General features: G+C 69.3%; 20 protein-coding genes. 7 read left to right on the forward strand and 13 right to left on the reverse strand.

Annotation, left to right across the window (positions count from 1 at the left end; genetic code table 11):
- Window positions 1-48: 48 nt before the first annotated feature.
- Genes AC57B5_RS01900 through AC57B5_RS01910 form a run of 3 tightly spaced genes read right to left on the reverse strand, consistent with a single transcriptional unit; the run spans window position 49 to window position 3182 of the window.
- On the reverse strand, window positions 49-540 hold the full coding sequence (locus AC57B5_RS01900; RefSeq protein ID WP_428143101.1) for a hypothetical protein: 492 nt from the start codon (window positions 538-540) through the stop codon (window positions 49-51).
- 48 nt (window positions 541-588) lie between these two features.
- Window positions 589-975, reverse strand: a complete 387-nt coding sequence (locus AC57B5_RS01905) for a DUF3703 domain-containing protein (RefSeq protein ID WP_496398585.1) — start codon at window positions 973-975, stop codon at window positions 589-591.
- The gene (locus AC57B5_RS01910; RefSeq protein ID WP_496398586.1) at window positions 972-3182 is read right to left on the reverse strand and encodes a heavy metal translocating P-type ATPase; all 2211 of its coding nucleotides are present in this window, start codon (window positions 3180-3182) and stop codon (window positions 972-974) included. Before AC57B5_RS01910 ends, AC57B5_RS01905 begins: the two co-directional genes overlap by 4 nt.
- 39 nt (window positions 3183-3221) lie before the next feature.
- On the opposite strand from AC57B5_RS01910, the gene AC57B5_RS01915 reads away from it, so the two are divergent.
- The 4 genes from AC57B5_RS01915 to AC57B5_RS01930 all read left to right on the forward strand — a co-directional run bounded on the left by AC57B5_RS01915 (window position 3222) and on the right by AC57B5_RS01930 (window position 6351).
- The gene (locus AC57B5_RS01915; RefSeq protein ID WP_013803089.1) at window positions 3222-3686 is read left to right on the forward strand and encodes a Cd(II)/Pb(II)-responsive transcriptional regulator; all 465 of its coding nucleotides are present in this window, start codon (window positions 3222-3224) and stop codon (window positions 3684-3686) included.
- A gap of 72 nt (window positions 3687-3758) precedes the next feature.
- Window positions 3759-4562 carry an MlaE family ABC transporter permease gene (locus tag AC57B5_RS01920; protein WP_012204765.1) on the forward strand — a complete coding sequence of 268 codons (804 nt, stop codon included), beginning with the start codon at window positions 3759-3761 and terminating at the stop codon, window positions 4560-4562.
- Between the two features lie 65 nt (window positions 4563-4627).
- Window positions 4628-5620, forward strand: a complete 993-nt coding sequence (locus AC57B5_RS01925) for an MlaD family protein (protein ID WP_013803088.1) — start codon at window positions 4628-4630, stop codon at window positions 5618-5620.
- A complete protein-coding gene (locus AC57B5_RS01930; RefSeq protein WP_496398587.1) occupies window positions 5617-6351 on the forward strand; it encodes a hypothetical protein in 735 nt (244 codons plus the stop codon). The genes AC57B5_RS01925 and AC57B5_RS01930 overlap by 4 nt, the downstream gene beginning before the upstream one ends.
- A gap of 59 nt (window positions 6352-6410) precedes the next feature.
- Here AC57B5_RS01930 and AC57B5_RS01935 read toward each other — a convergent pair whose 3' ends face one another.
- A complete protein-coding gene (locus AC57B5_RS01935) occupies window positions 6411-6575 on the reverse strand; it encodes a hypothetical protein (RefSeq protein ID WP_013803086.1) in 165 nt (54 codons plus the stop codon).
- Window positions 6576-6810: 235 nt separating this feature from the next.
- Window positions 6811-7839 carry a porin gene (locus tag AC57B5_RS01940; protein WP_013803085.1) on the reverse strand — a complete coding sequence of 343 codons (1029 nt, stop codon included), beginning with the start codon at window positions 7837-7839 and terminating at the stop codon, window positions 6811-6813.
- A gap of 529 nt (window positions 7840-8368) precedes the next feature.
- Between AC57B5_RS01940 and AC57B5_RS01945 the strand changes: the two genes are divergently transcribed.
- Window positions 8369-9007, forward strand: coding sequence for a LuxR C-terminal-related transcriptional regulator (locus tag AC57B5_RS01945; RefSeq protein WP_034392075.1), 639 nt, complete (start codon window positions 8369-8371; stop codon window positions 9005-9007).
- Between the two features lie 24 nt (window positions 9008-9031).
- On the opposite strand, the gene AC57B5_RS01950 is transcribed toward AC57B5_RS01945, so the two are convergent.
- Window positions 9032-11683: a hybrid sensor histidine kinase/response regulator gene (locus AC57B5_RS01950; RefSeq protein ID WP_278533415.1), complete on the reverse strand. Its 2652-nt coding sequence runs from the start codon at window positions 11681-11683 to the stop codon at window positions 9032-9034.
- Window positions 11684-11896: 213 nt separating this feature from the next.
- Between AC57B5_RS01950 and AC57B5_RS01955 the strand changes: the two genes are divergently transcribed.
- Both AC57B5_RS01955 and AC57B5_RS01960 read left to right on the forward strand, forming a co-directional pair.
- On the forward strand, window positions 11897-13243 hold the full coding sequence (locus AC57B5_RS01955) for a dicarboxylate/amino acid:cation symporter (protein ID WP_063326556.1): 1347 nt from the start codon (window positions 11897-11899) through the stop codon (window positions 13241-13243).
- A 160-nt stretch (window positions 13244-13403) separates the two neighbouring features.
- On the forward strand, window positions 13404-14378 hold the full coding sequence (locus AC57B5_RS01960) for a DUF4434 domain-containing protein (protein WP_496398588.1): 975 nt from the start codon (window positions 13404-13406) through the stop codon (window positions 14376-14378).
- A 17-nt stretch (window positions 14379-14395) separates the two neighbouring features.
- On the opposite strand, the gene AC57B5_RS01965 is transcribed toward AC57B5_RS01960, so the two are convergent.
- From AC57B5_RS01965 to AC57B5_RS01995, 7 genes are read right to left on the reverse strand one after another with little or no spacing between them, the layout of a single operon-like run.
- Window positions 14396-15541, reverse strand: a complete 1146-nt coding sequence (locus tag AC57B5_RS01965) for an acyl-CoA dehydrogenase family protein (RefSeq protein WP_034392081.1) — start codon at window positions 15539-15541, stop codon at window positions 14396-14398.
- Between the two features lie 26 nt (window positions 15542-15567).
- A complete protein-coding gene (locus AC57B5_RS01970) occupies window positions 15568-16269 on the reverse strand; it encodes an alginate O-acetyltransferase AlgF (RefSeq protein WP_496398589.1) in 702 nt (233 codons plus the stop codon).
- On the reverse strand, window positions 16266-17750 hold the full coding sequence (locus tag AC57B5_RS01975; protein ID WP_012204785.1) for an AMP-binding protein: 1485 nt from the start codon (window positions 17748-17750) through the stop codon (window positions 16266-16268). Before AC57B5_RS01975 ends, AC57B5_RS01970 begins: the two co-directional genes overlap by 4 nt.
- A gap of 57 nt (window positions 17751-17807) precedes the next feature.
- Window positions 17808-18047, reverse strand: a complete 240-nt coding sequence (locus AC57B5_RS01980; RefSeq protein ID WP_012204786.1) for an acyl carrier protein — start codon at window positions 18045-18047, stop codon at window positions 17808-17810.
- A gap of 21 nt (window positions 18048-18068) precedes the next feature.
- Complete coding sequence (locus tag AC57B5_RS01985) at window positions 18069-19649, reverse strand: MBOAT family O-acyltransferase (RefSeq protein ID WP_043823599.1); 1581 nt, start codon at window positions 19647-19649, stop codon at window positions 18069-18071.
- Between the two features lie 13 nt (window positions 19650-19662).
- Window positions 19663-20808, reverse strand: a complete 1146-nt coding sequence (locus AC57B5_RS01990; RefSeq protein ID WP_496398590.1) for an alginate O-acetyltransferase AlgX-related protein — start codon at window positions 20806-20808, stop codon at window positions 19663-19665.
- 4 nt (window positions 20809-20812) lie between these two features.
- A complete protein-coding gene (locus AC57B5_RS01995) occupies window positions 20813-21853 on the reverse strand; it encodes an alginate O-acetyltransferase AlgX-related protein (protein WP_496398591.1) in 1041 nt (346 codons plus the stop codon).
- Window positions 21854-21892 lie beyond the last annotated feature (39 nt).

Raw genomic sequence — 21892 nt, forward strand, 5'->3', positions numbered from 1 at the left:
CATGGAGGGGCGGCAGGGATGGCGCGGACGCACTTCGGGCGTCAGGCTTCAGGAAATGGGTGGCTTGATGGCCTGCAGCTTGGCCGCGCTGGCAAAGCGCGCGCTGCCTTGGGGGCGCAGTGCGGCGGACGGCGCTGCGCCGTCCGAACCGATCTGGCCAGGAGTGAAAAGGGCCGAATGGCAGATGCCGCACAGGGTGCAGCTGGGCCCATGTTCATGTTCGCCGCAGCTGCCGCCCGCAGGGCCACCGGCCTGGGGAGCGCAGGCTGCACTGTGCTCGGCGTGTGATGCGTGATCCGGGCCGTGATCTGCGGCGTGCGCCGCGTGATGCTGCTCAGGGCTGTCCGGCGATTGCGTGATTTCCAGCGCGACTTCCCGCGCGATTTCGGGCGCGTGGTGGTGGAGTGCCGACGCCGGAGCCAACGCTGGCGCAGATGCGGCTGCCGGCGCCAGGGCCGACATGACCGGCGCAGCCCCCATGGCCATGGCGTCGCCCAGCAGGCCACGAAGGACCAGCAGCAAGACCAGGACAATGGACAAGGGGCGGCGCATAGGCATGGATGATACCGGACGGTGCTGCGAAGTTCCTCAGGTGCGGGCCCTTCGCCCGGGCGGGCGGCGCGTGGCGCGCAGGGCCTCGGCGATCAGGGCCGATACGGCGGGCGGCATGTCCATGGGCAGGGTGGCCGGCACCGTGGCGCGGCCTGTGTTGCCGCGCGGCAGCCAGTCCAGCAGGTGGCCTGCAGGCACCAGGGCCAAGCGCAGCAACTGGCCTGCCACCTCCCCGCCATCGCGCAGCTGCAGCGCATGGCGCAGCATCCAGCAGTGGGATCGCCAGTGCAGGCCCAGCAGCTGCTGGCCCAGCACATGGCTGGCCTCCAGCAGCAGCCAGCGCTGTGCGGGCGCCTGGTCCTGGCTTGAACGGAAGCTGTGCAGCAGGTGGGTGAAGGCGGCGCGGCGCTGGGCGTCGGTCATGCCGCCTCCCTGTCGCTGCCCCAGCGGCGCAGCCGCAGGCCGTTGGCGACCACCAGAAGGCTCACACCCATGTCCGCCAGCACAGCCAGCCACATGCTGGCGTTGCCGGCCAGGGCCAGTGCGAAGAACACCAGCTTGACGCCCAAAGACAGGGCGATGTTCTGCCAGAGCACGGCGTGGGCGCTGCGCGACAGTTCCACCACCTCGGGCAGGCGGCGCAGGTCGTCGTTCATCAGCACCACGTCGGCGGTTTCCATGGCCATGCCCGTGCTGTGCATGCCGCCCATGGCAAAGCCGATGTCGGCCTGGGCCAGGGCCGGTGCGTCGTTGATGCCGTCGCCCGTCATGGCGGTGGGGCCGCGGGTGCGCTGCAGCTCGGCCAGTGCGTCGAGCTTGTCCTGGGGCAGCAGGCCGCCGCGCGCATCCTGGATGCCGGCTTCGGCAGCGATGGAGCGCACGGTGGCCGTGTTGTCGCCGCTGAGCACCACGGGCTGCACGCCCAGGGCTTGCAGGCGTGCCACGGCCTCGCGGGCCTGGGGCCGCAGCGGGTCGGCCACGGCGAACAGGGCCCGCACGCCGCTGCTGTCGGCCAGCAGGGTCACGGTGCGGCCTTGGGCCTCATGGGTGGCCAGGCTGGCACGCAGCGCGGCGCTGTCCCAGCCTTGCTCCTGCACCCAGCGCAGGTTGGCCAGGGTCCAGAGCTGGCCGTCGATCTCGGCCTGCACGCCACGGCCGGGCAGGGCCAGCAGCTTGCTGACCGAGGCCCGTGCGGCATCGGCGGCCACGGCGGCATCGGCCTGGAGGCCGGAAGCAATGGCGCGCGAGACCGGGTGGTCCGAGCGGCCGGCCAGGGCCAGGGCGTATGCGGCGGGCTGGCTGGAGTCCTGGGCCGCGTCTTCTTCGCTCCAGGATTTCCATTCGACCAGCTTGGGGCTGCCCGTGGTCAGCGTGCCGGTCTTGTCCAGGGCAATGGCGCGCAGCTTGCGGGCCGATTCCAGCGCCTGGCCGCCCTTGATCAGCAGGCCGCGGCGTGCAGCCGCCGTGAGCGCGCTGACCACGGTGACGGGGGTGGACAGCACGAGGGCGCAGGGGCAGGAGATGACCAGCAGGGCCAGCGCCTGGTAGGCCGCGTCATGCCAGCTCCAGTCCATGACCAGCGGTGCCAGCACCGCCAGCGCAATGGCCAGCACCAGCACGATGGGCGTGTAGACGGCGGCAAAGCGATCGACGAAGCGCTGGGTGGGCGCCTTGGAGGCCTGGGCCTGCTCCACGGCATGGACGATGCGCGCAATCAGGCTGTCATTGGCCGCCGAGGTGACGCGCATCTGCAGCTCGCCATCCTGGTTGATGCTGCCGGCGTAGAGCTCGTCGCCCGGGGCCTTGTCGGCCAGGGCGCTTTCTCCGGTGATGGGCGCCTGGTTGACCGAGCTTTGGCCGCGCAGGACCACGCCGTCCAGCGGCACGCGCGCGCCGGGGGCCACGCGCACGGTGGCGTCCAGCGCCACGTCGGCGGCGGCCACGCGCTGCACGCTGCCGTCGGGCTGGAGCACGTCGGCCGTCTCGGGCGCCATCTGCAGCAGGCTGCGGATGGCATTGCGCGCCCGGTCCATGGCCTGGTCCTCGATGCGCTCGGCCGCGGCGTACAGGGCCATGACCATGGCGGCCTCGGGCCACTGGCCGATGGCGAAGGCACCCGTGACGGCAATGGCCATCAGCGCGTGGATGCCCAGCTTCAGGCGCAGCACGTCGCGGATGCCGGCCTTGTAGACGCCCAGGCCCGACAGGGCAATGGCCAGCACGGCCACGGCCATGCCGCCGTATTGCAGGGCCGGCACGCCGCCCTGGGCACCGCTGAACCAGTGGGCGGCTTCGGCCAGCACGGCTGCAATCAGCGCGGCCGTGATGCGCGGCCAGCCGGGCAGCACGCTGTGGTCGTGGCCGGCATGGGGATCGCTCTCGTCGTGACCGTGTTCATGGTCATGGTCATGGTCATGGTCATGGGCGTGGTCGTGGCCATGGCCCTCGCCATGCGCATGCGAGTGGCCTTGGGCCTTCTTGCGGGCCGGCGTGGGCTGGGTGATGGTGAAGGGCGCGCAGCAATCGGTGCCGCAGGCGGAAGACGGCGAAGTCGAGGCGGGCTTGGAAAGGGCAGGGGAGGCTTTCAGGGCCTCGTTGCCCTGAGGGCTTGGCAGGCGATTGGAGTTCATGCGAGCATTGGAAACGGTGAAGTCACTTCAAGGTCAAGCATGTCACAGCATGAATCTGCGCGCTGGCGCATCGGCGAGGCGGCCAAGCGTTCCGGCGTGGCCGCCGCCAACATCCGCTACTACGAGAAGGAAAGGCTGCTCAGTGCAGGCGTGCGCGAGGACAACCAGTACCGGCTGTACAGCGACAGCGATGTGCACCGGCTGCGCTTCATCCGCCTGTGCCGCGCCATGGACATGTCGCTGGACGAGGTCCGCACCCTGCTGGCGCTGGACGGCGCCAGCAAGGCCGACTGCGTGGCCGCCAACGAAACCCTGGATGCGCACCTGGGCCATGTGCGCGAGCGCCTGGCCGAGCTGCGCGCGCTGGAGCATGAGCTGATGCAGCTGCGCAGCCAGTGCGACGGGTCGGACAGCTACTGCCATCTGATCGAGGCCTTGCACGCCCAGGCCGACGAACCGCTGGCACCCGCCCTGGGCAGCTCCGGCGCCAAGCGCCATGTGTAGCGCCGTCCGCAGCTGCCTGTCTTGCGCCGGCGTCCGACGGACCGTCCCGGTACGGCTCGCTATCATCGCCCGATGAGCCTCAGCCACGCAGCCCTGTCCCTTCCCGACCGCATCTGGGCGGCGCTGCGCGACCATGCGCTGGCCTGGTGGCGCAGCGTCTACCTGGGCGCCGTGCTGCTGGTGCTGGCCATGTCCCCTTCCAGCTACCGGCGCGGTGCACGGCGTGCCATGGCGCACCAGATCTATGTGCAGACCGGCCCCATCCTGCTGGGATTCACGGCGCTTGCGGCGCTGCTGTGCGCGGTGATCACGCGCATCGTCATCGTCACGGCGCTGAGCTATGGGCTGTCGCGCTATGCGCTGGAGATGGTGGTGCGTGTGCTGGTGATCGAGCTGATCCCGCTGACGGCCGCGCTGTTCGTGGCCATGCGCTGCACCATTCCCAATGGCACGCTGATTGCGCAACTGCGCGCGCGGGGCCAGCTCCAGGCCTGGCAGGAGCGCGGCTCCGATCCGCTGCGCATGGCCCTGGTGCCGCGCGCCGCCGGTGGCGTGTTTGCCTCGGTCACGCTGGCCGTGCTCAGCTGCGTGGTGGCCCTGGTCACCGTCTACCTGAGTGTCTATGGCTTCACGCTGGCGGGCCTGCCCGGCTATACGCGCATCTTCGGCCAGATCTTCACGCCGGCCGTGACCCTGGTCTTCGTGCTCAAGACCTGGTTCTTCAGCCTCACCGTGGCCATCATGCCCATGGCCTCGGGCCTGTATGCGCCGCTGCGGCGCCACCGGCTGGGCGGCGCGGCGCTGGGCGGCTTTGCGCGCATGTTTGCCGTGCTGCTGGTGATCGAGGTGATCTCGCTCATGGGCAACTATTACTGAGCACGCCCGCTGAACTCCACGAACCCCACATGCACGGCAAGGCCCGTGCCAGAACAAGGAATGCCATGACCGATACGCGGCGCACGCCGCCAGACCCCTGGGACGGCGAGGAAATCGAGGCCCTCAAGCCCGTGGCGCACCTGCGCGCCAAGGCCGCGGGCCTGCTGCTGTTCACGCTGGTGCTGATTCTTGGATCGGCCCTGTACCTGCTGTACTCGCGCGGCGTGTTCGACGCCACGCAGCGCCTGGTGCTCACGGCCGACGACTCCGAGGGCGTGAGCGTGGGCATGGACATGACCTTCTCGGGCTTTCCGATCGGGCGCGTGCGCCGCATCGAGCTGGCCGAGGACGGCAATGTGCGCATCCTCATCGACGTGCCGCGCAAGGACGCGCACTGGCTGCGCGAGTCCAGCGTCTTCACCCTGGTCAAGGGACTGGTGGGCGGCACCACCATCAAGGCCTACAGCGGCATCCTCAGCGATCCGCCGCTGCCCGACGAGGCCGTGCGCCCCGTGCTGCGCGGCGATGCCACGGCCGAGCTGCCGCAGATCATGTCCACGGCCAAGGAAGTGCTGGGCAACATCGCCCAGCTCACCGCGCCGGACTCGGCTCTGGGCGGGTCGCTGACCGAGCTGCGCGGCCTGGCCGGCCGGGCCCAGGGGCCGGGCGGCGTGCTGGGAGTGGTCATGGGCAGCGAGCAGGAGGCGCGCAAGGTCACGGCCCTGCTGGACCGCGCCAACGCCACGCTGGCCCGCATGGAGCGCATGGTGGCGCGGGCCGACAGCCAGGTGTTCGACGCCGGCGGCGTCATGCCCGAGGTGCGTTCCACCGTGGTGCAGCTCAACGGCCTGCTGGCCGATACGCGCCGCACGCTGGGCAAGGTGGACGCCGTGCTGGCCGAGGCCCAGGCCGTGGGCTCCAATGCGCGCGAGGCCACGGCCGACCTGGGTGCCCTGCGCGCCGAGGTGGAGGGCAACCTGCGCCGCCTGGAAGGCGTGCTGGCCGACCTGCAGCGCAAGTGGCCGTTTGCCCATCAACCGGAGTTGAAGCTGCCATGAGTGCTGCCGCCAAGAAACTTTCTGCCGCGACCCTCCTGGCGCGCCATGCCGCCGCCGGCGCCGTGCTGACCCTGGTGCTGGCCGGCTGCAGCAGCCGCCCGCCCGCGCCGGACTGGGCGCTGAATGCCGAATCTGCGTCCCAGCGCGCATCCACCACCTACCTGGAAGGCCGCCAGCGCGTGCAGGCCATGGAATGGGACAAAGCCCGCGCCGAGGTGGCCGCCACGGGCCGCACCGACCTGGCCGCGCGTCTGGAGCTGATGCGCTGCGCGGCCCAGGTGGCCAGTCTGGAATGGGACGACTGCCCCGGCTACCAGGCGCTGGCGCTTGACGCTGCACCGGCCGAGGCCGCCTATGCGCGCTATTTGCAAGGCAGGCCCCGGCCCGAGGACATTGCGCTATTGCCAGAACTACAGCGCCCCGTGGCACAGGCGCTGCTGGGCGGGTCTGCGTCGGCGCTGGCCGCCGTGAGCGCCATCAAGGAGCCGCTGCCCCGGCTGGTGGCGGCCGGCGCGGCCTTGCGGGCGGGTGCGGCACAGCCGCAGTTGCTGGAGCTGGGTGCCGAAACCGCCTCGGCGCAAGGCTGGCGCCGGGCGGTGATGGCCTGGCTGCTGCTGCAGGCCAGGGCCCATGACCAAGCGGGCGAGGTGGACAAGGCCCAGGCCGTCAGGCGCAGGCTGTCGCTGCTGGAGAAGACGGCCAGCGGTGGGGGCACATCGGCCGGCAAATGAAAACAGCGCCAGTCCGAAAGGGATGGCGCTGGGCAGGCATTTGCAGGCGTTTGCAGGGCTTACATCGACGACAGCAGGGCGCCCGGGTCTTTTTGCAGCAAGGTGTCTGCGGCCGGGGCGGCGCTGTCCAGCCAGAAGGTGGCAACGCTGGCGGCTACGGCAAGCACGACCGTGGCGGTGAAGGCGATGAAGGGATGACGTCCGAAGGGGCTGGGTCTGCGCATGGTGGACCTCCTGTCTGGCAGCGCAGGCAGAGCATTGGGCTGGGCCTGGACTCCATTGCACACCGGATTGCGCAGCGCGGCTGTCGGACAATCGCTTTCTCTCTTGACGTTTGTAAAAAAGTACTGAGAGAAAATTTCTATCGACTTTCAAGAGGCCGAAAAAAAAGCGAGGCAGAGCCTCGCTGAAAGTTCGGGACGTAAGTCCCTGGCCCGTGCTGGCAGGCCAGGCGTCGCCTTAGAAACGGTGGCGGATACCCGCGATCAGGCTGGTGCCCGACTTCAGGTCCGTGATGCGGTCGTGCATCAGCACGGTGTACACGTCGGTGCGCTTGGACAGGTAGTGGTCGTAGCCCAGGCTGGCCGTGGTGCGCGTGGAGTCCACGGCGCCGATTTCGGCCTTGGTGCGGGCCAGGGCTGCCTTGATGGTGCCGGCGCTGGTCACGGGCACGTCCAGGCCCAGCGAGTAGGTGCTGTTCTTGCGGTCCAGATCCTTGACCTTGGCCTGGCCGTAGGTTGCGTACAGCTTGGCCACTTCGAAGTTGTAGGTGCCGCCCAGCATCCAGTCGGTCTTGGTGGGCATCACGGCCAGGCTCACGGGGTTGCTGATCTGGGCGCGCTCGTAGAAGGCCACCAGGCTCAGGGGGCCGCCGAAGTACATGGCGTTCACGCCGATGTTCTTCTTGCCGGAATCGCCGCCCTTTTCACCGAACTGGTAGTGGACGTTGGCCTGCAGGCCGCCGAACTTGGGCGTGGTGTAGACGACCTGGTTGCTCCAGCCGGTGTCGGACGGCGTGGTCAGGTTGGCCGAGCCCCAGGCTGTCGTGCCCACGTTGGCGTGCAGCACCAGCGGGGAGATGGTGAAGGAGTCGCCGAAGGGGTTGGTCAGGATGGTGGGCAGGAAGTTGGGCGCCATGCCGCGGCCCAGGCGCACCGTGCCGAAGCCGCCGGACAGGCCGACGTTGGCATCGCGCGAGAAGTACGGGTCACCATCGAAACGGCCGGGGCTGCCAGTGTCCACACGCATGAAGGCCGTCAGCTGGAAATCGACCTTCAGGCCGCCGCCCAGGTCTTCCTGGCCCTTCATGCCCCACCAGGAGGTGGTCATGCCGCCCGAACCCACGACACCCTTGCCGCTGGCGTCGCCAGCCATGCGCATGGAGCCGGCATAGGCGTCCACCAGGCCAGTCAGCTGGACCGAGCTTTGGGCGTGTGCAGCGCCGGCGCAGGCCAGTGCAGCGGCCAGTGCGATGAAGGAACGTTTCATGTTGAGGAGTCTTTCATTGTTGGAGAGTGGAAACGGGTGGCCAGTGCTGTGACCGGGGCAGACGATGAACCAATCGCCCGGGCTGGGCTACGTGGCAAACCTGGGACAGTGGCGTTTTCGCATCAGGGGCGGGCTGGCGTCGGCACGTCTTTGCGGCCTGTGTGCAAGGCAGTCTTGACTGGCTAAGCCGCGTATTACAACGCATCCCAGCCATTGCACCGGCCAGAAAGTGGTGTCTTTGACACAGTTATGACGAAACTTAATTTGTGTTTTGCACTCTCGCGGCTTGAACACTGCCGTGCACTGGGATGGGGCCGGGGCACCAGGGCTGTGCAGCAGGTCGTTGCAAGAGGGCTCAAAGGTCAATTCAGGGCTCCTTGTTCGTCGGTTGGGCGGGGGATTTGTGCCTGTTGCCAGGCCTTTGGCTGCAACTGATTGCAAACAGCGTGCCAGCTTGCAACCCGGCCATGGGCCAGGCCTGGGTCCCATGAGCCGGGCATGTGCTTCCAGACGTGTCAGACTCGCGCCCATGTCCGAATCCACCCTGCTCGTTGCCGATGACCACCCGCTGTTCCGCGCTGCGGTGATCCATGTGCTGCGCGAGGCCCTGCCGCAGTTCGCCGTGCTGGAAGCCGCAAGCGCCGCCACGCTGGGCGCGGCGCTGCAGCAGCACCCCGAGATCGAGCTGGTGCTGCTGGACCTGGCCATGCCAGGGGCGCGCGGCTTTTCGGCGCTGCTGCATGTGCGCGGCGAGTACCCCGATGTTCCGGTGGTGGTGATTTCGTCCAACGACCACCCGCGCGTGATCCGCCGTGCGCAGCAGTTCGGTGCCGCGGGCTTCATTCCGAAATCGGCGCCGGCCGAGGCCATAGGCACGGCCCTGCAGGAAGTGCTGGACGGCGGCAGCTGGTTCCCGCCCATGGCCGCCGAGCGCTCCGAGGCCGACGCCGCGCTGGCCGCGCGGCTGGCCCAGCTCACACCCCAGCAGTTCCGCGTGCTGCTGTGCCTGGCCGATGGCCTGCTCAACAAACAGATCGCCCACGAGCTGGGGCTGGCCGAGAACACCGTCAAGGTGCATGTGACGGCCATTCTCAAGAAGCTGGAGTGCTACAGCCGCACGCAGGCGGCCGTGCTGGTCAAGAGCCTGGAGAACGACGGCACGGTCTGAACGCCCGGCCCTGCCGTGCCACGTCTATCGGTGGCGCAGCAGCATCTGGCTCATGAGCGCGCGCAGCGCGGGCGGGCGCACGGGCTTGGCCAGAAAGCCCCAGCCGCGCTCGGCCGCTTGGCGGCGCACCATGCCGTCGCGCTCGGCCGTGACCAGGATCACGGGCGGCGACTGGCCCCAGCGCTGGCACAGCTGCGCGTAGACATCGGGGCCGTGCAACTGGCCCAGGCGCACATCGAGCAGCACCAGCTGCGGCGCTTCGCCGGGCGCGGCCAGCGCCAGCGCCTCGGCCGGGCCACCTGCCAGCGGCACGTTGCAGCCCCAGCGCTGCAGCAGGGCGCGCATGGCGGTGCAGGACTGGGCATCGTCTTCCACGTACCAGGCGCTCATGCCCTGCAGCGGTGCGTCCGGGCCTGCCTCGCCGCAATGCGTGGCCGCGGCGATCTGCGGCACGGCTGCGGGATCGCCCAGCGGCACGCAGACCCAGAACACGCTGCCCCGGCCCAGGTGCGAGCGCAGGCCGATCTCGTGGCCCAGCAGGCGGCCCAGGCGCTCGACGATGGCCAGGCCGAGCCCGGCGCCACGGTCGTCGCCATGGCCTTCGTCCAGGCGGCGGAATTCCTCGAAGATCTCGTGCTGCAGGCTTTCGGGAATGCCCGGTCCCTGGTCGTGCACCTCGATGCGCAACTGCTGGCCCTGGCGCCGGCAGCCGATGACGATGCGGCCCTGGCGCGTATAGCGTATGGCGTTGGACAGGAAGTTCTGCAGGATGCGGCGCAGCAGCGCCTCGTCGCTGCGCACCACACAGCGCGTGTCCACGGCGCTCAGGCGCAGGCCCCGGCTTTCGGCCAGGATGCCGAAGTTGTGGCGCATGACCTGCAGCAGCGGGCCCAGCGCGAAGTCGCGCACGCGCACCTCCAGCTGGCCCGATTCCATGCGCGAGATGTCCAGCAGGCTGCCCAGGATGGCGTCCTGCGCGGCCAGGGCGCCGTCGATGCTGTCGGCCACATGGCGGCCCGCGTCGTCATGCAGATGGCTGCGCAGCAGGGAGCTGAACATGCGCGCGGCGTTCAGCGGCTGCAGCAGGTCGTGCACGGCGGCGGCCACGAAGCGGGTCTTGTAGCGGTTGGCCTGCTCGGCCTCGCGCTTGGCTTCGGCCAGGTCGCGCGTGCGCTCGGCAATGCGCTGCTCCAGCGCATCGGCCAGCGAGCGCAGCTCGCGCGCGGCGTTCTTGTAGCTGGTGATGTCGGCGTAGCTGGTGACGAAGCCGCCATCGGGCAGCGGGTTGCCGCGGATCTCCAGCACCGTGCCGTCGTCCTTGGTGCTTTCACGCAGGTGCGGGCTGCCGCTGCGCAGATGCTGCAGCCGCCGGTGGATGGCCTCCTCGATGGGGCCGGGCCCCAGCAGGCCGCGCCGGGCGTTGTAGCGGAACAGGTTCTCTATGGGCTGGCCCGTGCGCAGCAGTTCGGAGGGAAACCGGAACAGCTCCACGTAGCGCGAGTTCCAGGCCACCAGGTTGAGGTCGGCATCGATCACCACCACGCCCTGGGGCAGGTGCTCCAGGCTGCGGCTCAGGCCCGTGTCGGCCTGGCGCGCGGCCTGGACGATGCCGTCCTGGGCCGTGCGCAGCTCCTGGGCATGCTGGCGCAGCACGGTCTCCAGCTCCAGGCGGCTGCGCAGGCGCAGCGCGGCCAGCCGCCTGCGCTGGCGCACGAACAGTACCAGCAGGCCCAGGGCCAGCCAGCCGCCCGCAGCGGCCGCCGCCGCCCAGCGGCTGGCCACGGTGCTGGCCTGCGTGTCGTGCAGCAGGTGCAACTGCCAGTCGCTGCCGGGCAGGGGCAGGGTCTGCCACAGCGTGGTGCCGGGCAGGGCGGGCTCCTGCATCTGCACCAGGCGGCTGCCTTGCTCCAGGCCCTGTCGCACCCGGTAGCGCATGGGGTGCAGCTCCTGGTCGATGTACTGGCGCGTGGCGGCCAGGTCCGCCTCGTCGGCGGGGCTCAGGGGTGACAGCAGGCGGTAGCGCCAGTCGGGCTGGCTGGCCAGGAAGACCACGCCGTGCTCGTCCGAGGCCATGACCACGTCGGGCGTCTGCAGCCATTCGCGCTCCAGCTCCAGCAGCGCGATCTTGATCACCACCAGGCCCGCGACGGCGTTCTGTTCGTCCAGGATGGCCTGCGACAGGAAGTAGCCCGGCAGGCCCGTGGTCAGGCCGATGCCGTAGAAGCGCCCGCTGCCGCGTGACAGCGCCTGCTGCACATAGGGCCTGAAGCTGTAGTCCACGCCCACGTTGCTGCGCGTCTCGCGCCAGTTGCTGGCAGCCAGGGCCGTGCCGTGGCGGTCGATCAGGGTCAGCGTGGACGACTGGCTGGCGCCGTTGGCCTGCTCCAGCTTGCGGTTCAGGGCATCGACCTCGGCGGGAGACAGCGGGTGGGTGAGGGCGGCGCGCAGCTGCGCGTCCAGCGCCAGCACCTCGGGCAGGGTGCGGTAGCGGTCTATGCGCTGGCCCAGGGCCTGGGCGTAGAGGCTGAGCTGGCGCTGCACGCTTTCGGCCTCGCCGCGCAGGGCGCGGTGGTAGACCAGCTCACCGGCCAGCAGCATGCAGGCGAGCATGCCGCCGAACAGCAGCAGCAGGGTCCAGAAGGAGCGGCGTGAAGGGCGTCGAACGGGTTGGGGCATGGTGGTCTGGACCCGATTGGGCGCCAGCTTGGTGCCTTCCAGGGGCGGGAAGGGGTTGGGGATTACCCTGATTCTGCGTGCATTCTCCCAGGGAGCGCACCTGCGCCTAATACCAATAGGTTATCGGCGCCGGAGCACGCCAGCGGTACAAACTGGACCTCGCCGCACCTTGGTGGTGCGCCCACCCCCACACAGTCCCGCCGGAGCCGCACCATGCATGCCGTCCCCACCCACGCCGCCAGCCCCGAGCGGCTGCCTTTCTACCGCCAGCTGTATTTCCAGGTGGTGGTCGCCATCGTGGCAGGCGTGCTGCTCGGCCACTTCGAGCCCCAGTACGCCGAGCAGTTCAAGCCGCTGGGCGATGCCTTCATCAAGCTGGTGAAGATGATCATCGCGCCGGTGATCTTCCTGACCATCGTCACCGGCATTGCGGGCATGACGCACCTGCGCACCGTGGGCCGTGTGTTCCTCAAGGCCATGGCCTACTTCCTGTTCTTCTCCACGCTGGCCCTGGTGGTCGGCATGGTGGTGGCGCACGTGGTGCAGCCGGGCGCAGGCATGAACATCAACCCGGCCGACCTGGACCAGGCCGCCGTCAAGGGCTATGTGGCCAAGTCGCACGAGCTGACGCTCACCGGCTTTGCCATGGACATCATCCCCAAGACGCTGGTCAGCCCCTTCGTGGGCGACAACATCCTGCAGGTGCTGTTCGTGGCCGTGCTGTTCGGCATCTCGCTGGCCATGGTCGGTGATGCGGGCAAGCCCGTGCTCAACTTCCTGGAGGCGCTGACGGCCCCCGTGTTCAAGCTGGTCGGCATCCTGATGAAGGCTGCGCCGCTGGGAGCCTTTGGCGCCATTGCCTTCACCATCGGCAAGTTCGGCCTGGGTTCGCTGGTGAACCTGGCCTGGCTGGTGGGCTCGTTCTACATCACCTCGCTGCTCTTCGTGGTCGTGGTGCTGGGCTTCGTGGCGCGGCTGTGCGGCTTCTCGGTGCTCAAGCTGGCGCGCTACCTGAAGGCGGAACTGCTGCTGGTGCTGGGCACCTCGTCCTCGGAATCGGCCCTGCCTTCGCTGATGCAGAAGATGGAGCGCGCCGGCTGCGGCAAGTCCGTCGTGGGCCTGGTCGTGCCCACGGGCTACTCCTTCAACCTGGACGGCACCAACATCTACATGACGCTGGCCGCGCTGTTCATCGCCCAGGCCACCAACACCCACCTGACCCTGGGCCATGAGATCGCGCTGCTGCTGGTGGCCATGCTCAGCTCCAAGGGCGCTGCCGGCGTGACCGGCGCGGGCTTCATCACCCTGGCCGCCACGCTGGCCGTGGTGCCCGAAGTGCCCGTGGCCGGCATGGCCCTGATCCTGGGCGTGGACCGCTTCATGAGCGAGTGCCGCTCGCTGACCAACTTCATGGGCAACGCCGTGGCCACCGTGGTGGTCTCGCGCTGGGAAAACGAGCTGGACTACACCAAGCTCAACGCCGCCCTGGATGGTGCTCCCGCCATGGAGGTGACCCCGGCAGGAACAGCGGTACCTGCCGCTGTCGGCAAGGTTTCCTGATCCATACCGGGGCGACGCATGGTGCGCGGCCCCTGAAAGCGACAACCCTCAGCCCAGCCAGGTCAAGCCTGGCTGGGCTGCTGCTTTTTAAGGCGGCTGCCGCGCCGCTTGGCTGTATTCTTGGTGCTTCGCTTCACGCAGCCTTGCGGCCGTTCCCACCATGCATTTGTCCAGACGCGAATTCCTCGGCGCCGGCGCGGCCGCCGCCTGTGCCTCGCTGGTCGGTTGCGCGGCCTCGGCGCCCGTGTCGGGCAGTTTTCTGCAGCCGTGGCGCAGCCATCTGGAGATGCCGCGCGACCAATGGCGCCAGCGCCTGGCCGCCACCCAGGCGCTGGGCTGCCGGGAGCTGTTCGTGCAATGGAGCGGCCTGCTGGGCGATACCGAGGCGGACAGCTGGATGCTGGCCGACGCGCAGATCGCCGACCTGCTGGACATCTGCACCGAACTGGGCATGGGCGTGCACCTGGGCCTGCCCTATGACGAGCGCTGGTGGAAGCAGATCAGCCTTTCCAACGCCGCAGGCCCCGCGCCCTACCTGGCGCATATCGCCGAGCAGGGCGCCAGCCACATGTACGCCAGCACCTGGCCGCGCCATGCGGCGTTTCGCGGCTGGTACATCCCCTACGAGCTGGAGCAGTACCACTGGGCCGCGCCCGAGCGCATCGAGCTGCTGTTGAGCGCACTGCAGCCACTGGCGCAGGCGGCAGCGGCCACGTCCGGCCAGGTGCCCGGCATCTCCACCTATTTCAGCCAGCTGCAGACGCTGGGCAGCCTGCCCACGCTGTGGAGCATCCTGCTGGACCGGGTGTCCCTGCGCCCCATGGTGCAGGACGGCGTGGGCGTGGCGGGGCTGCGCAACTACGAGGCGCTGGCACCGCTGCAGCAGATGCTGCTGGAGCGCAGGGCGCCGTTCGACCTCATCGTGGAACTGTTCGAGCAACTGCCGCCCACGCGGCCCGATGGTTCGGACTTCCAGGCGCGCACGGCCAGTTTCGAGCGCGTGCGCCGCCAGTGGGACGTGGCCCGCGACTACGGCGCCCAGCGCGTCGTCGCCTTCGCCATCGACCCCTGGGTGCTGAACGACACGCCGGAGGCCCGGCAACTGCTGCGCGAGTGGAAGGCCGCCGCCCGCTGAGCGCGGTGGCTGCCGGGTCAGAAGCGCTTGCCGATGATCTCTCTGAGGATCTCGCTGCTGCCCCCGAAGATCCGCAGCGCCCGCGCATCGGCCCAGGCGCGGCCAATGCCGTATTCGGCCATGTAGCCGTAGCCGCCGTGCAATTGCAGCAGCTCGTCCAGCACCTGGCCCTGCAGCTCGGTGGCGTTGAGCTTGGCCATGGCGGCGGTGACGGAGTCCAGTGAGCCTTCCATGTGCTGGGTAAGGCAGTCGTCCAGGAAGACGCGCAGCATGGTGGTCTTGGCCAGGGCGTCGGCGAACTTGAAGCGGGTGTTCTGGTAGTCGAGCACGCGGCGCCCGAAGACCTTGCGGTTGCGCACGAACTCGGCGGCCTCGTCCAGCATGCCTTCGGTGGAGGCTGCCGCGCGCAGCGCGATCGCCAGCCGCTCCTGCGCCAGCTCCTGCGTCACATGCTCGAAGGCGGCGTTCTCGCGGCCCAGCAGGTGGTCGGCCGGCAGGTGCAGTTCGTCGAAGAACAGCTCGCAGGTGTCCTGGCTGTGCTGGCCTATCTTGCGCAGTGCCGGTCCCTTGCCCAGGCCCTTCATGCCTTCTTCCACCACGAACAGCGACAGGCCGCGCGCGCCCAGGTCGGGCTCGGTGCTGGCCAGCACCACCATCAGGCCGGCGTTGACGCCATTGGTGATGAAGGTTTTCTGTCCGTTGAGCACGTAGCCGCCGCCCTCACTCTCGCTCTTGCGCCGGGCGCGCGTGCGCACGGCCTTGAGGTCGCTGCCCGCGCCGGGCTCGGTCAGGGCGATGGCACCGATCAGCTCGCCCGTGGCCATGCGCGGCAGCCAGCGGTCCTTCTGCACCTGCGTGCCGAAGTTCCAGAGATAGGGCGCCACCATGTCGGAATGGATGGAAAAGCCGATGCCCAGGCAGTTGGCGCGCGCCAGCGCCTCGATGACCACGGCCGCGTGGCCGAAGTCGCCGCCCTGGCCGTAGGGCGGGGGCAGGTCGCAGTTGAGCAGGCCGCTGTCGCCGGCCTTGCGCCACAGGGCGCGCGGCGTGATGCCCTCTGCCTCCCAGTCATTGATGTGGGGCAGGATCTCGGTGGCCACGAATCGGTCCACCTGTTCCTTGAACAGCAGGTGGTCTTCACGCAATACGGAGCGGGTGCGCATGTCTGTGTCGGTCTCCTTGGGCTGGGTCAGGGACGATAGGTGTCGGTGGCGCTGGCCTGGCCGCGCAGCACGGGTGCGGCGGCCGTACCCGTCATGAACAGGCTGTAGTGGTCGCCCGCCTGCAGCTGCGGCAGTGCCAGCGGCGCGCTGGCCGCAGTGGCGCAGGTGGCGGCGAGCTGGGCGCTGACCGGGTTGATGGAGCGGCTGGCCGACTTGGCGGGCGCCACGCCCGTGAACAGCGGCGTGCCCGTCCCGGCGATCTTGAGCCCGCCTTCGGTGCAATCGTCGATCAGGTTGTAGAAGCGCAGCTCGGCCTTGAGCGCGTCCTGGCTTCCGCCGGAGTCGTCGATGGACGTGAAGCGCGCGGCCGCGTTCTTGCCCTGGCGCTGCGGCACCAAGGTGGTGAAGCTGCCCGGCGCCACCTTCATGCTGCCGGCGCTCTTGCCGTCCAGCTGAATGGCAAAGGGCGTGTCGCCCTTGACGATGGCGTAGCTGCTGGCCGGCTTGCTGCCGGACAGCGTCTGCTCGGGGCCGTCGCCTATCTTCACGCGCAGGCTGCCCGCGTCGGGGTGGACCACGCGCACGAAGGACGAGCCTGCGGGCGGGCGCGCCGCATAGAGCTGGGCCAGCGTGCCTTCGGCATGCGCGGCGGGCAGGCAGGAGAGCCCGGCCAGGCCGGCCAGGGCGAGCGCGACGGTACGCATCACGGGGGAAAAAGCGGAGGTCATGCCTGCGGGTCCTTGGTTTCCTTGGCGGGGCGCATGCGTGCATCAAGGTACATGCGCTCCAGTTGCTTGCGGTCGGCCTTGTCAGTCTGCGTCAGCGGGAAGCCGTGGCAGGCCAGCAGTTCCGACGGAATCATGTAGGGCGGCACGCGCTGGGCCAGCAGCTCGCGCCACCCGGCCAGGTCTTCGGGCAGGGGCTGCATGCCGGGCGGGCCGCTGCGGTCCAGGTCCACGAAGCCGATCATGCGCACGATGAAGCCATCGGGCCGCTTGAGTGCCACCGCCGCGCCTGCGCGCACGCCGGGCAGGGTGGCCAGCACGGCATCGACCTCGGCCAGCTCGATGCGGTAGCCGTGCATCTTGATCTGGTCGTCGCGCCGGCCGTGGAAGGTGACCAGGCCCTCGCCGTCGATCTCGCCCAGGTCGCCCGTGCGGTAGCCGCGCTTGCCGTTGCGCATGAACATGCGTGTGGCGTGCAGGTCGGGGCGGTTCAGGTAGCCGCGCATCACGTGGTCGCCGGCCACGCAGATCTCGCCTTCGTCCAGGAACACATCGGCATAGGGCTTGGCCCGGCCGATGGGAAAGGGCAGCGGCGCGCGCTGGCGCAGCGCGGGGTCGATCTCCACCCAGGTGGTGGAGCAGGTGGCCTCGGTGGGGCCGTAGGAGTTGATGATGCGCGCCTGGGGAAAGCGGCTCCACAGCGCCTCGGCCACGGTGGGCGTGAGCGATTCGGCGCCGAAGACGAAGACGCGCAGGTCGGGCAGGTGCTGCTGGTCGAAGTCGGCATCCAGCAGCTGCTGGCGCACGAAGGAGGGCGTGGATGCCCAGACGTTCACATGGGTGCCCGCCAGGTAGGCGGCAAAGGCCTGGCGGTCGGCAATGGTCTCGCGCGCGCACAGCACGCAGGCACCGCCCGTGACCAGGGCGCCCATCCAGTTGAACAGCGAAAAGTCGAAGCTGAACAGCATCTGGTCCATGAAGACCGGCGCCTCGCCCAGGGCCAGGCAGTCGCGTATCCAGCCGGCGAACAGGCCCAGGCTCTCGCGCCCGATCTGCACGCCCTTGGGATCGCCCGTGCTGCCCGAGGTGAACATGATGTAGGCCAGCGATTTTTCCTGCAGCGGCTGCGCGGCGATGCCGGTGTCCAGGAAGCTGCGGGCCTGCGCGTCGTAGTGCAGGCCGGCCTGCACCAGCGTGGCGATGCGCGCCATGCGCTCGGGCGGGTTGATCACGTCCACCGGCACGAAGGGCACGCCCAGGCGCAGGCAGCCGAGGATGGCCACGAGGAACGCGGTCTCCTTGTGCCCCGTGATCAGCAGCGGCTCGTCGCGCCGCGCGCCGCGCGCCAGCGCCTGCTGCTCCCATTGCGCCACGGCCTGGGCCAGTTGCTGCCAGTCCAGCGTGCCGGCGGCATCGATCACGGCGGGCCGCGCGGTGTCGGCGCCGGGCTCGGTGAAGTCGAAGCGGTCAAAACTGAATCGCATGCGGGCTCCTTGTTGCGCAGGGACAAAGGGACAGGGCGGCGGCGTGCAGGCGCTGCATCAGGCCTTGCGCTGCTCGGCCACGTACTGCGCCAGCGTGTGCACGGATTCCAGGTGCAGGTCGATCTCCGATGGCGGTATCTTGACGCCGAATTCCTTTTCGATGGCCAGTGCCACGTCCACGGCGGACAGCGAGTCCACCAGGCCCGATTCGAGCAGCAGCGTATCGGGCTCGACCGAGGTCAGGATGATGGCGCCGATGATCTGGGCAATCTTGGTTTCGATGTCATTCAGGGACATGGTTTCTCTCCAACAGGTGTTTCAGAACTGGAAATACAGGAAGCGGGTTTCCTTGTGCAGGTTGACCAGGCACAGGAAGAGCAGGACCAGGGTCACGGCCGTCCAGCCCGCGCTGGGGCGCCAGCGCATCCAGGCGCGGGGCGCTTCCTGCACCTTGAACATGGCGGGCGAGAAGCGGCCCAGGATCTGGTGGGCATTGGGCGTGAACCAGGCAATGGCCAGCAGCAGCAGGACCAGGGCCAGCTGCATGTGGTGGCCTATGGCCAGCCGCAGCGCGTCGCCCACGGCCAGGCCCTGCAGGTGCGACAGCGACTCCAGCGCCTCCACGCCGCGCAGGCCGGCCATGCCCTTGAGCAGCAGCATGGCGTCGCCCACGCCGTGGGCGCGGAAGAAGGTCTGGGCGATGAGCACGGCAATGAAGGTGATGACAACGCACAGCGCCTGCACGCCCCGGCCCGACTTGCGTGCGGCGGCCGGCTTGCGGCTGACCACGAAGATGCGCCAGGCGTGGTTGACCGACAGGTAGAAGGCATGCAGCAGGCCGAAGATCACGTACTGCAGGCCCGCTCCGTGCCAGATGCCCGCCAACCCCATGGTGAACAGCGTGGGCACGACGATGGTGGCCGCAAAGCCGCCGGGCGTGCGCGCGGCGCTGGAGCCCACGGACAGGCCGCGCTTTTCGCGTGCGCGCGAGATGGCCATGGCCACGGGGTAGTACAGGTAGGCCGTGAGGTAGCGCGTCAGCGTCATGTGCCAGCGTGCCCAGAAGTCGATGATGCTGCCGGCCTTGTAGGGCGAGTTGAAGTTCAGCGGGAAACGGATGCCGAACATGCGCGCCAGGCCCAGCGCCATGTCCGAATAGCCCGAGAAGTCGAAGTACAGCTGCAGCGCGTAGCTGAGGCTGGCGCCCCAGGCGGCCCAGAACTGCAGCTCGCCGGGCGCGGCGAATCCCGCGTCCGCATAGGGCGCGATCTCGTCGGCCAGCAGCACCTTCTTGGCCAGGCCGATCACGAACAGCGTGCCGCCGATGGACAGGTTGTCCGCGCGGAACCGGTAGTTATCCGGCTGCGCGAACTGCGGCATCATTTCCTTGTGGTGCAGGATGGGCCCCGCGATCAGGTGCGGGAAGAAGGTCACGAACAGCACGTAGCTGAGCAGGCTGCGTTCCTTGACGATGCCCGAGCGGCAGTCCAGCAGGTAGCCGATCTGGGTGAAGGTGAAGAACGAGATGCCCAGCGGCAGGATCAGCTCGTGCATGCCGCCCTGCGTCAGCCCCCATTCGCCCAGGAAGTTGAACAGCGTGGCGAAGTACTTGTAGTGGAACAGCGCCGCCAGGTCGGCGCCCACGCCCAGGGCGGTGACCAGCCCCTGCAGCCGCGCGCGGCCCGCAAAGCGCAGGATCAGCAGGCTCACCACGTAGTTGAAGGCGATGGACAGCGCCAGCAGGGCGACGAACTGCGGGTTCCACCAGCCGTAGAAGACAAAGGACGTCAGGCACAGCCAGAACGCGGCCAGCCGCAGGCTGATGGCCCCGGCCAGGTAGTGGCCCGCCAGCGCGATGGGCAGGAACAGCAGCAGGAAAAGATAGGAATTGAACAGCATGTAGCGGGCGGGGTCACGCAGGCGGGGAGGCGGCGTCCATCTCCTTGAGCGCCGCTTTTTCATCGTCCGTCAGGGGCAGGGACAAGGTGTTTTCGGAGAACTCCCAGATCACCAGCCGCAGGCTGGCCGGCCAGGAGGCGCGGCGCTTGAGCGCGGCCACCATGGCGCCGCTGAACTGGCCGCCGTCCATGCTGAGGTTCCAGACTTCCTGGCCCAGCGCGCGGCCGAGCTGCGGCGCGAAATTGCTGCGCAGCCCGTTGGAGCTGCCGGCCAGCAGCACCTGCACGGGCGGCGTCTCGTCCAGCAGGCCGCCGCCGCGCACGGGGGCAATGGTCTGCGGGCGCACCTGGTCGCGCCGTGGGCGCCAGCCGGCCGGGGCATCGGCCAGGCCGGCCAGGGCCAGCAGGTCGCCGGGCAGCGGCTGCAGCGGCCCGGGCGCGGATTCCTCGAAGGCCTGGGCGCCGCGCTGCCCGCCCAGCAGCGGCAGCGCGGCCTGGGCCACGGCCAGGGCGGCGGCGCGTGCGCCCTCGGCATTCATGTGCACGTCGGTGCGAAAGAAAACGGGTTGCGCCTGCTCCTGTGTCTGCAGGGCAGGGCGCAGGGCGGGGCGCAGATCGGCGAAGGCAATGCCGTCGGCCTGCAGGCGCTGCTGCCACAGGTCCAGGCGCTGCAGCATCACGGGTGCCACGGGCAGGCCGCACAGATGGGCGGCCTCGATGCGCGACTTGTCGGGCACGGCCACCACCAGGGTGGCAATGCCTTTGTCATGCAACTGCCGGGTCCAGTGGCGCAGCAGGCGCTGGCGCGCCTCGAAGGGCGCGGCGCCCGTGCCGGGCTGGGGCCGCAGGCCGTCGCGGTAGAACATCCATTGCGGGCAGCCCAGGGCCACCTGCGCTCCCGTATCGCCCAGCAGGCGGTAGCGCAGCGCGGCCTGGCCGGTTTCCAGCGAGGACTGCGCAGGCAGGCGCAGGCCCTTGTTCAGCGCCGCGCCCGCGCGGCCATCCAGCCAGGCGGCCAGTTGCAGCTCGCCGGCCTTCGGTCCCGCGCTGGCCAGCGTCCAGCCGCCCCAGGCCAGGCCCGACAGCAGCAGGGCGCCCCAGATCCAGGCGTTGCGCCGGTGTCCTTTGTCGGTTTGCAGTTCTTGCGCGGTGGGGTCCACGGTGTCAGCCCTTGAGCGCGGCCCGCAGCCGCTCCAGCCAGGTGGCGTTGGGCATGAGCGAGGCGTTGTCCCACTGGCCGGCCGCGTTGGGCCCGTAGCTGTAGGTGGGCTCGAACATCTGCCACACCAGCACCTGGGGCTTGTGGGACTTGAAGGCCGGGGACTCCAGGTACTCCAGCAGCATGGTCCACTGGCCCACGTTGCCGGGCTTCCAGTTCAGCGAGACCGGGCGGTCCAGCAGGTTGGAGAGCTTTTGCGGAAAGCCGAAGTAGGGCTGGACCATGCTGTGGCCGGTGACATGGACGGGGGCGGGCTCATCGTCGAGCAGGCCCTTGGCCGGAGCCTGGCGGCGCACGGTGTAGACCTCGCGGCCGATCTGCTTGCGCTCGTCGGCGGTGAGGAACAGCTCGGCCAGGTCGCCATAGCGGCGCTCGGTGACGGTGTCGCCCAGGGCCAGGCCGCTGCCGGCGCTGCCGGCCAGCTGGGGCACCTCGCCCTGGACCATGCGGGCGGTGGCCTCGGCCGTGGCGTCGGCTGCCGCCTGGGTCCAGTGCTGGTCGGTGCGGTAGAACACGTCCTTGCCGCTGTCGCGCACGGTGCGCAGCACGGCCTCGTCGTCAAAGCTGGGAATGCCGGCGACCTGCAGCGCCTGCAGCACCTGCTTGTAGCGGCCCTGGACATCGGCGCTCATGGCCTTGCCGTCGGGCATCTTGTCGGCATAGAAGCGCACCTTGTCGGGCAGCAGCAGCACCTGCAGCTTCACGCCACGCGCGGCCAGCAGGTTGCGCGCCTCGGTGATCAGCCGCGTGGATTCGGTGATGCCGGCGCGGTCCACCTGGGTCAGGCTGCCCCAGCCCGGAAACAGCCAGCCGTCCTTGCCCCTGAGAACGATGGAGGAGCTGTCCTGTGCCTGGGCCTGTGCCGTACCCTGCGCTGCCAGCGCGCCCAGCACCAGTGCGCAGCCGGCCAGCCCGCGTGCGGCGCGTGCCATGCCCGAGCGCAGTCCGTGCAGGGCGGGGCGGGGTGCTTGCTTGGTCGAATCCATGGGAGCTTTCTCCTTTTCTCTTGTCTGTGTGGTGGTAGC

The sequence above is a fragment of the Delftia sp. BGA-UO-ETr-SB1 genome, from assembly GCF_059567865.1.

Excerpts from the sequence above, each read along its gene's own strand:
- AC57B5_RS01905 (WP_496398585.1), bottom strand. The coding sequence starts at position 975 with ATGACCGACGCCCAGCGCCGCGCCGCCTTCACCCACCTGCTGCACAGC.
- AC57B5_RS01910 (WP_496398586.1), bottom strand. The coding sequence starts at position 3,182 with ATGAACTCCAATCGCCTGCCAAGCCCTCAGGGCAACGAGGCCCTGAAA.
- AC57B5_RS01915 (WP_013803089.1), top strand. The coding sequence starts at position 3,222 with ATGTCACAGCATGAATCTGCGCGCTGGCGCATCGGCGAGGCGGCCAAG.
- AC57B5_RS01920 (WP_012204765.1), top strand. The coding sequence starts at position 3,759 with ATGAGCCTCAGCCACGCAGCCCTGTCCCTTCCCGACCGCATCTGGGCG.
- AC57B5_RS01925 (WP_013803088.1), top strand. The coding sequence starts at position 4,628 with ATGACCGATACGCGGCGCACGCCGCCAGACCCCTGGGACGGCGAGGAA.
- AC57B5_RS01930 (WP_496398587.1), top strand. The coding sequence starts at position 5,617 with ATGAGTGCTGCCGCCAAGAAACTTTCTGCCGCGACCCTCCTGGCGCGC.
- AC57B5_RS01935 (WP_013803086.1), bottom strand. The coding sequence starts at position 6,575 with ATGCGCAGACCCAGCCCCTTCGGACGTCATCCCTTCATCGCCTTCACC.
- AC57B5_RS01940 (WP_013803085.1), bottom strand. The coding sequence starts at position 7,839 with ATGAAACGTTCCTTCATCGCACTGGCCGCTGCACTGGCCTGCGCCGGC.
- AC57B5_RS01945 (WP_034392075.1), top strand. The coding sequence starts at position 8,369 with ATGTCCGAATCCACCCTGCTCGTTGCCGATGACCACCCGCTGTTCCGC.
- AC57B5_RS01950 (WP_278533415.1), bottom strand. The coding sequence starts at position 11,683 with ATGCCCCAACCCGTTCGACGCCCTTCACGCCGCTCCTTCTGGACCCTG.
- AC57B5_RS01955 (WP_063326556.1), top strand. The coding sequence starts at position 11,897 with ATGCATGCCGTCCCCACCCACGCCGCCAGCCCCGAGCGGCTGCCTTTC.
- AC57B5_RS01960 (WP_496398588.1), top strand. The coding sequence starts at position 13,404 with ATGCATTTGTCCAGACGCGAATTCCTCGGCGCCGGCGCGGCCGCCGCC.
- AC57B5_RS01965 (WP_034392081.1), bottom strand. The coding sequence starts at position 15,541 with ATGCGCACCCGCTCCGTATTGCGTGAAGACCACCTGCTGTTCAAGGAA.
- AC57B5_RS01970 (WP_496398589.1), bottom strand. The coding sequence starts at position 16,269 with ATGACCTCCGCTTTTTCCCCCGTGATGCGTACCGTCGCGCTCGCCCTG.
- AC57B5_RS01975 (WP_012204785.1), bottom strand. The coding sequence starts at position 17,750 with ATGCGATTCAGTTTTGACCGCTTCGACTTCACCGAGCCCGGCGCCGAC.
- AC57B5_RS01980 (WP_012204786.1), bottom strand. The coding sequence starts at position 18,047 with ATGTCCCTGAATGACATCGAAACCAAGATTGCCCAGATCATCGGCGCC.
- AC57B5_RS01985 (WP_043823599.1), bottom strand. The coding sequence starts at position 19,649 with ATGCTGTTCAATTCCTATCTTTTCCTGCTGCTGTTCCTGCCCATCGCG.
- AC57B5_RS01995 (WP_496398591.1), bottom strand. The coding sequence starts at position 21,853 with ATGGATTCGACCAAGCAAGCACCCCGCCCCGCCCTGCACGGACTGCGC.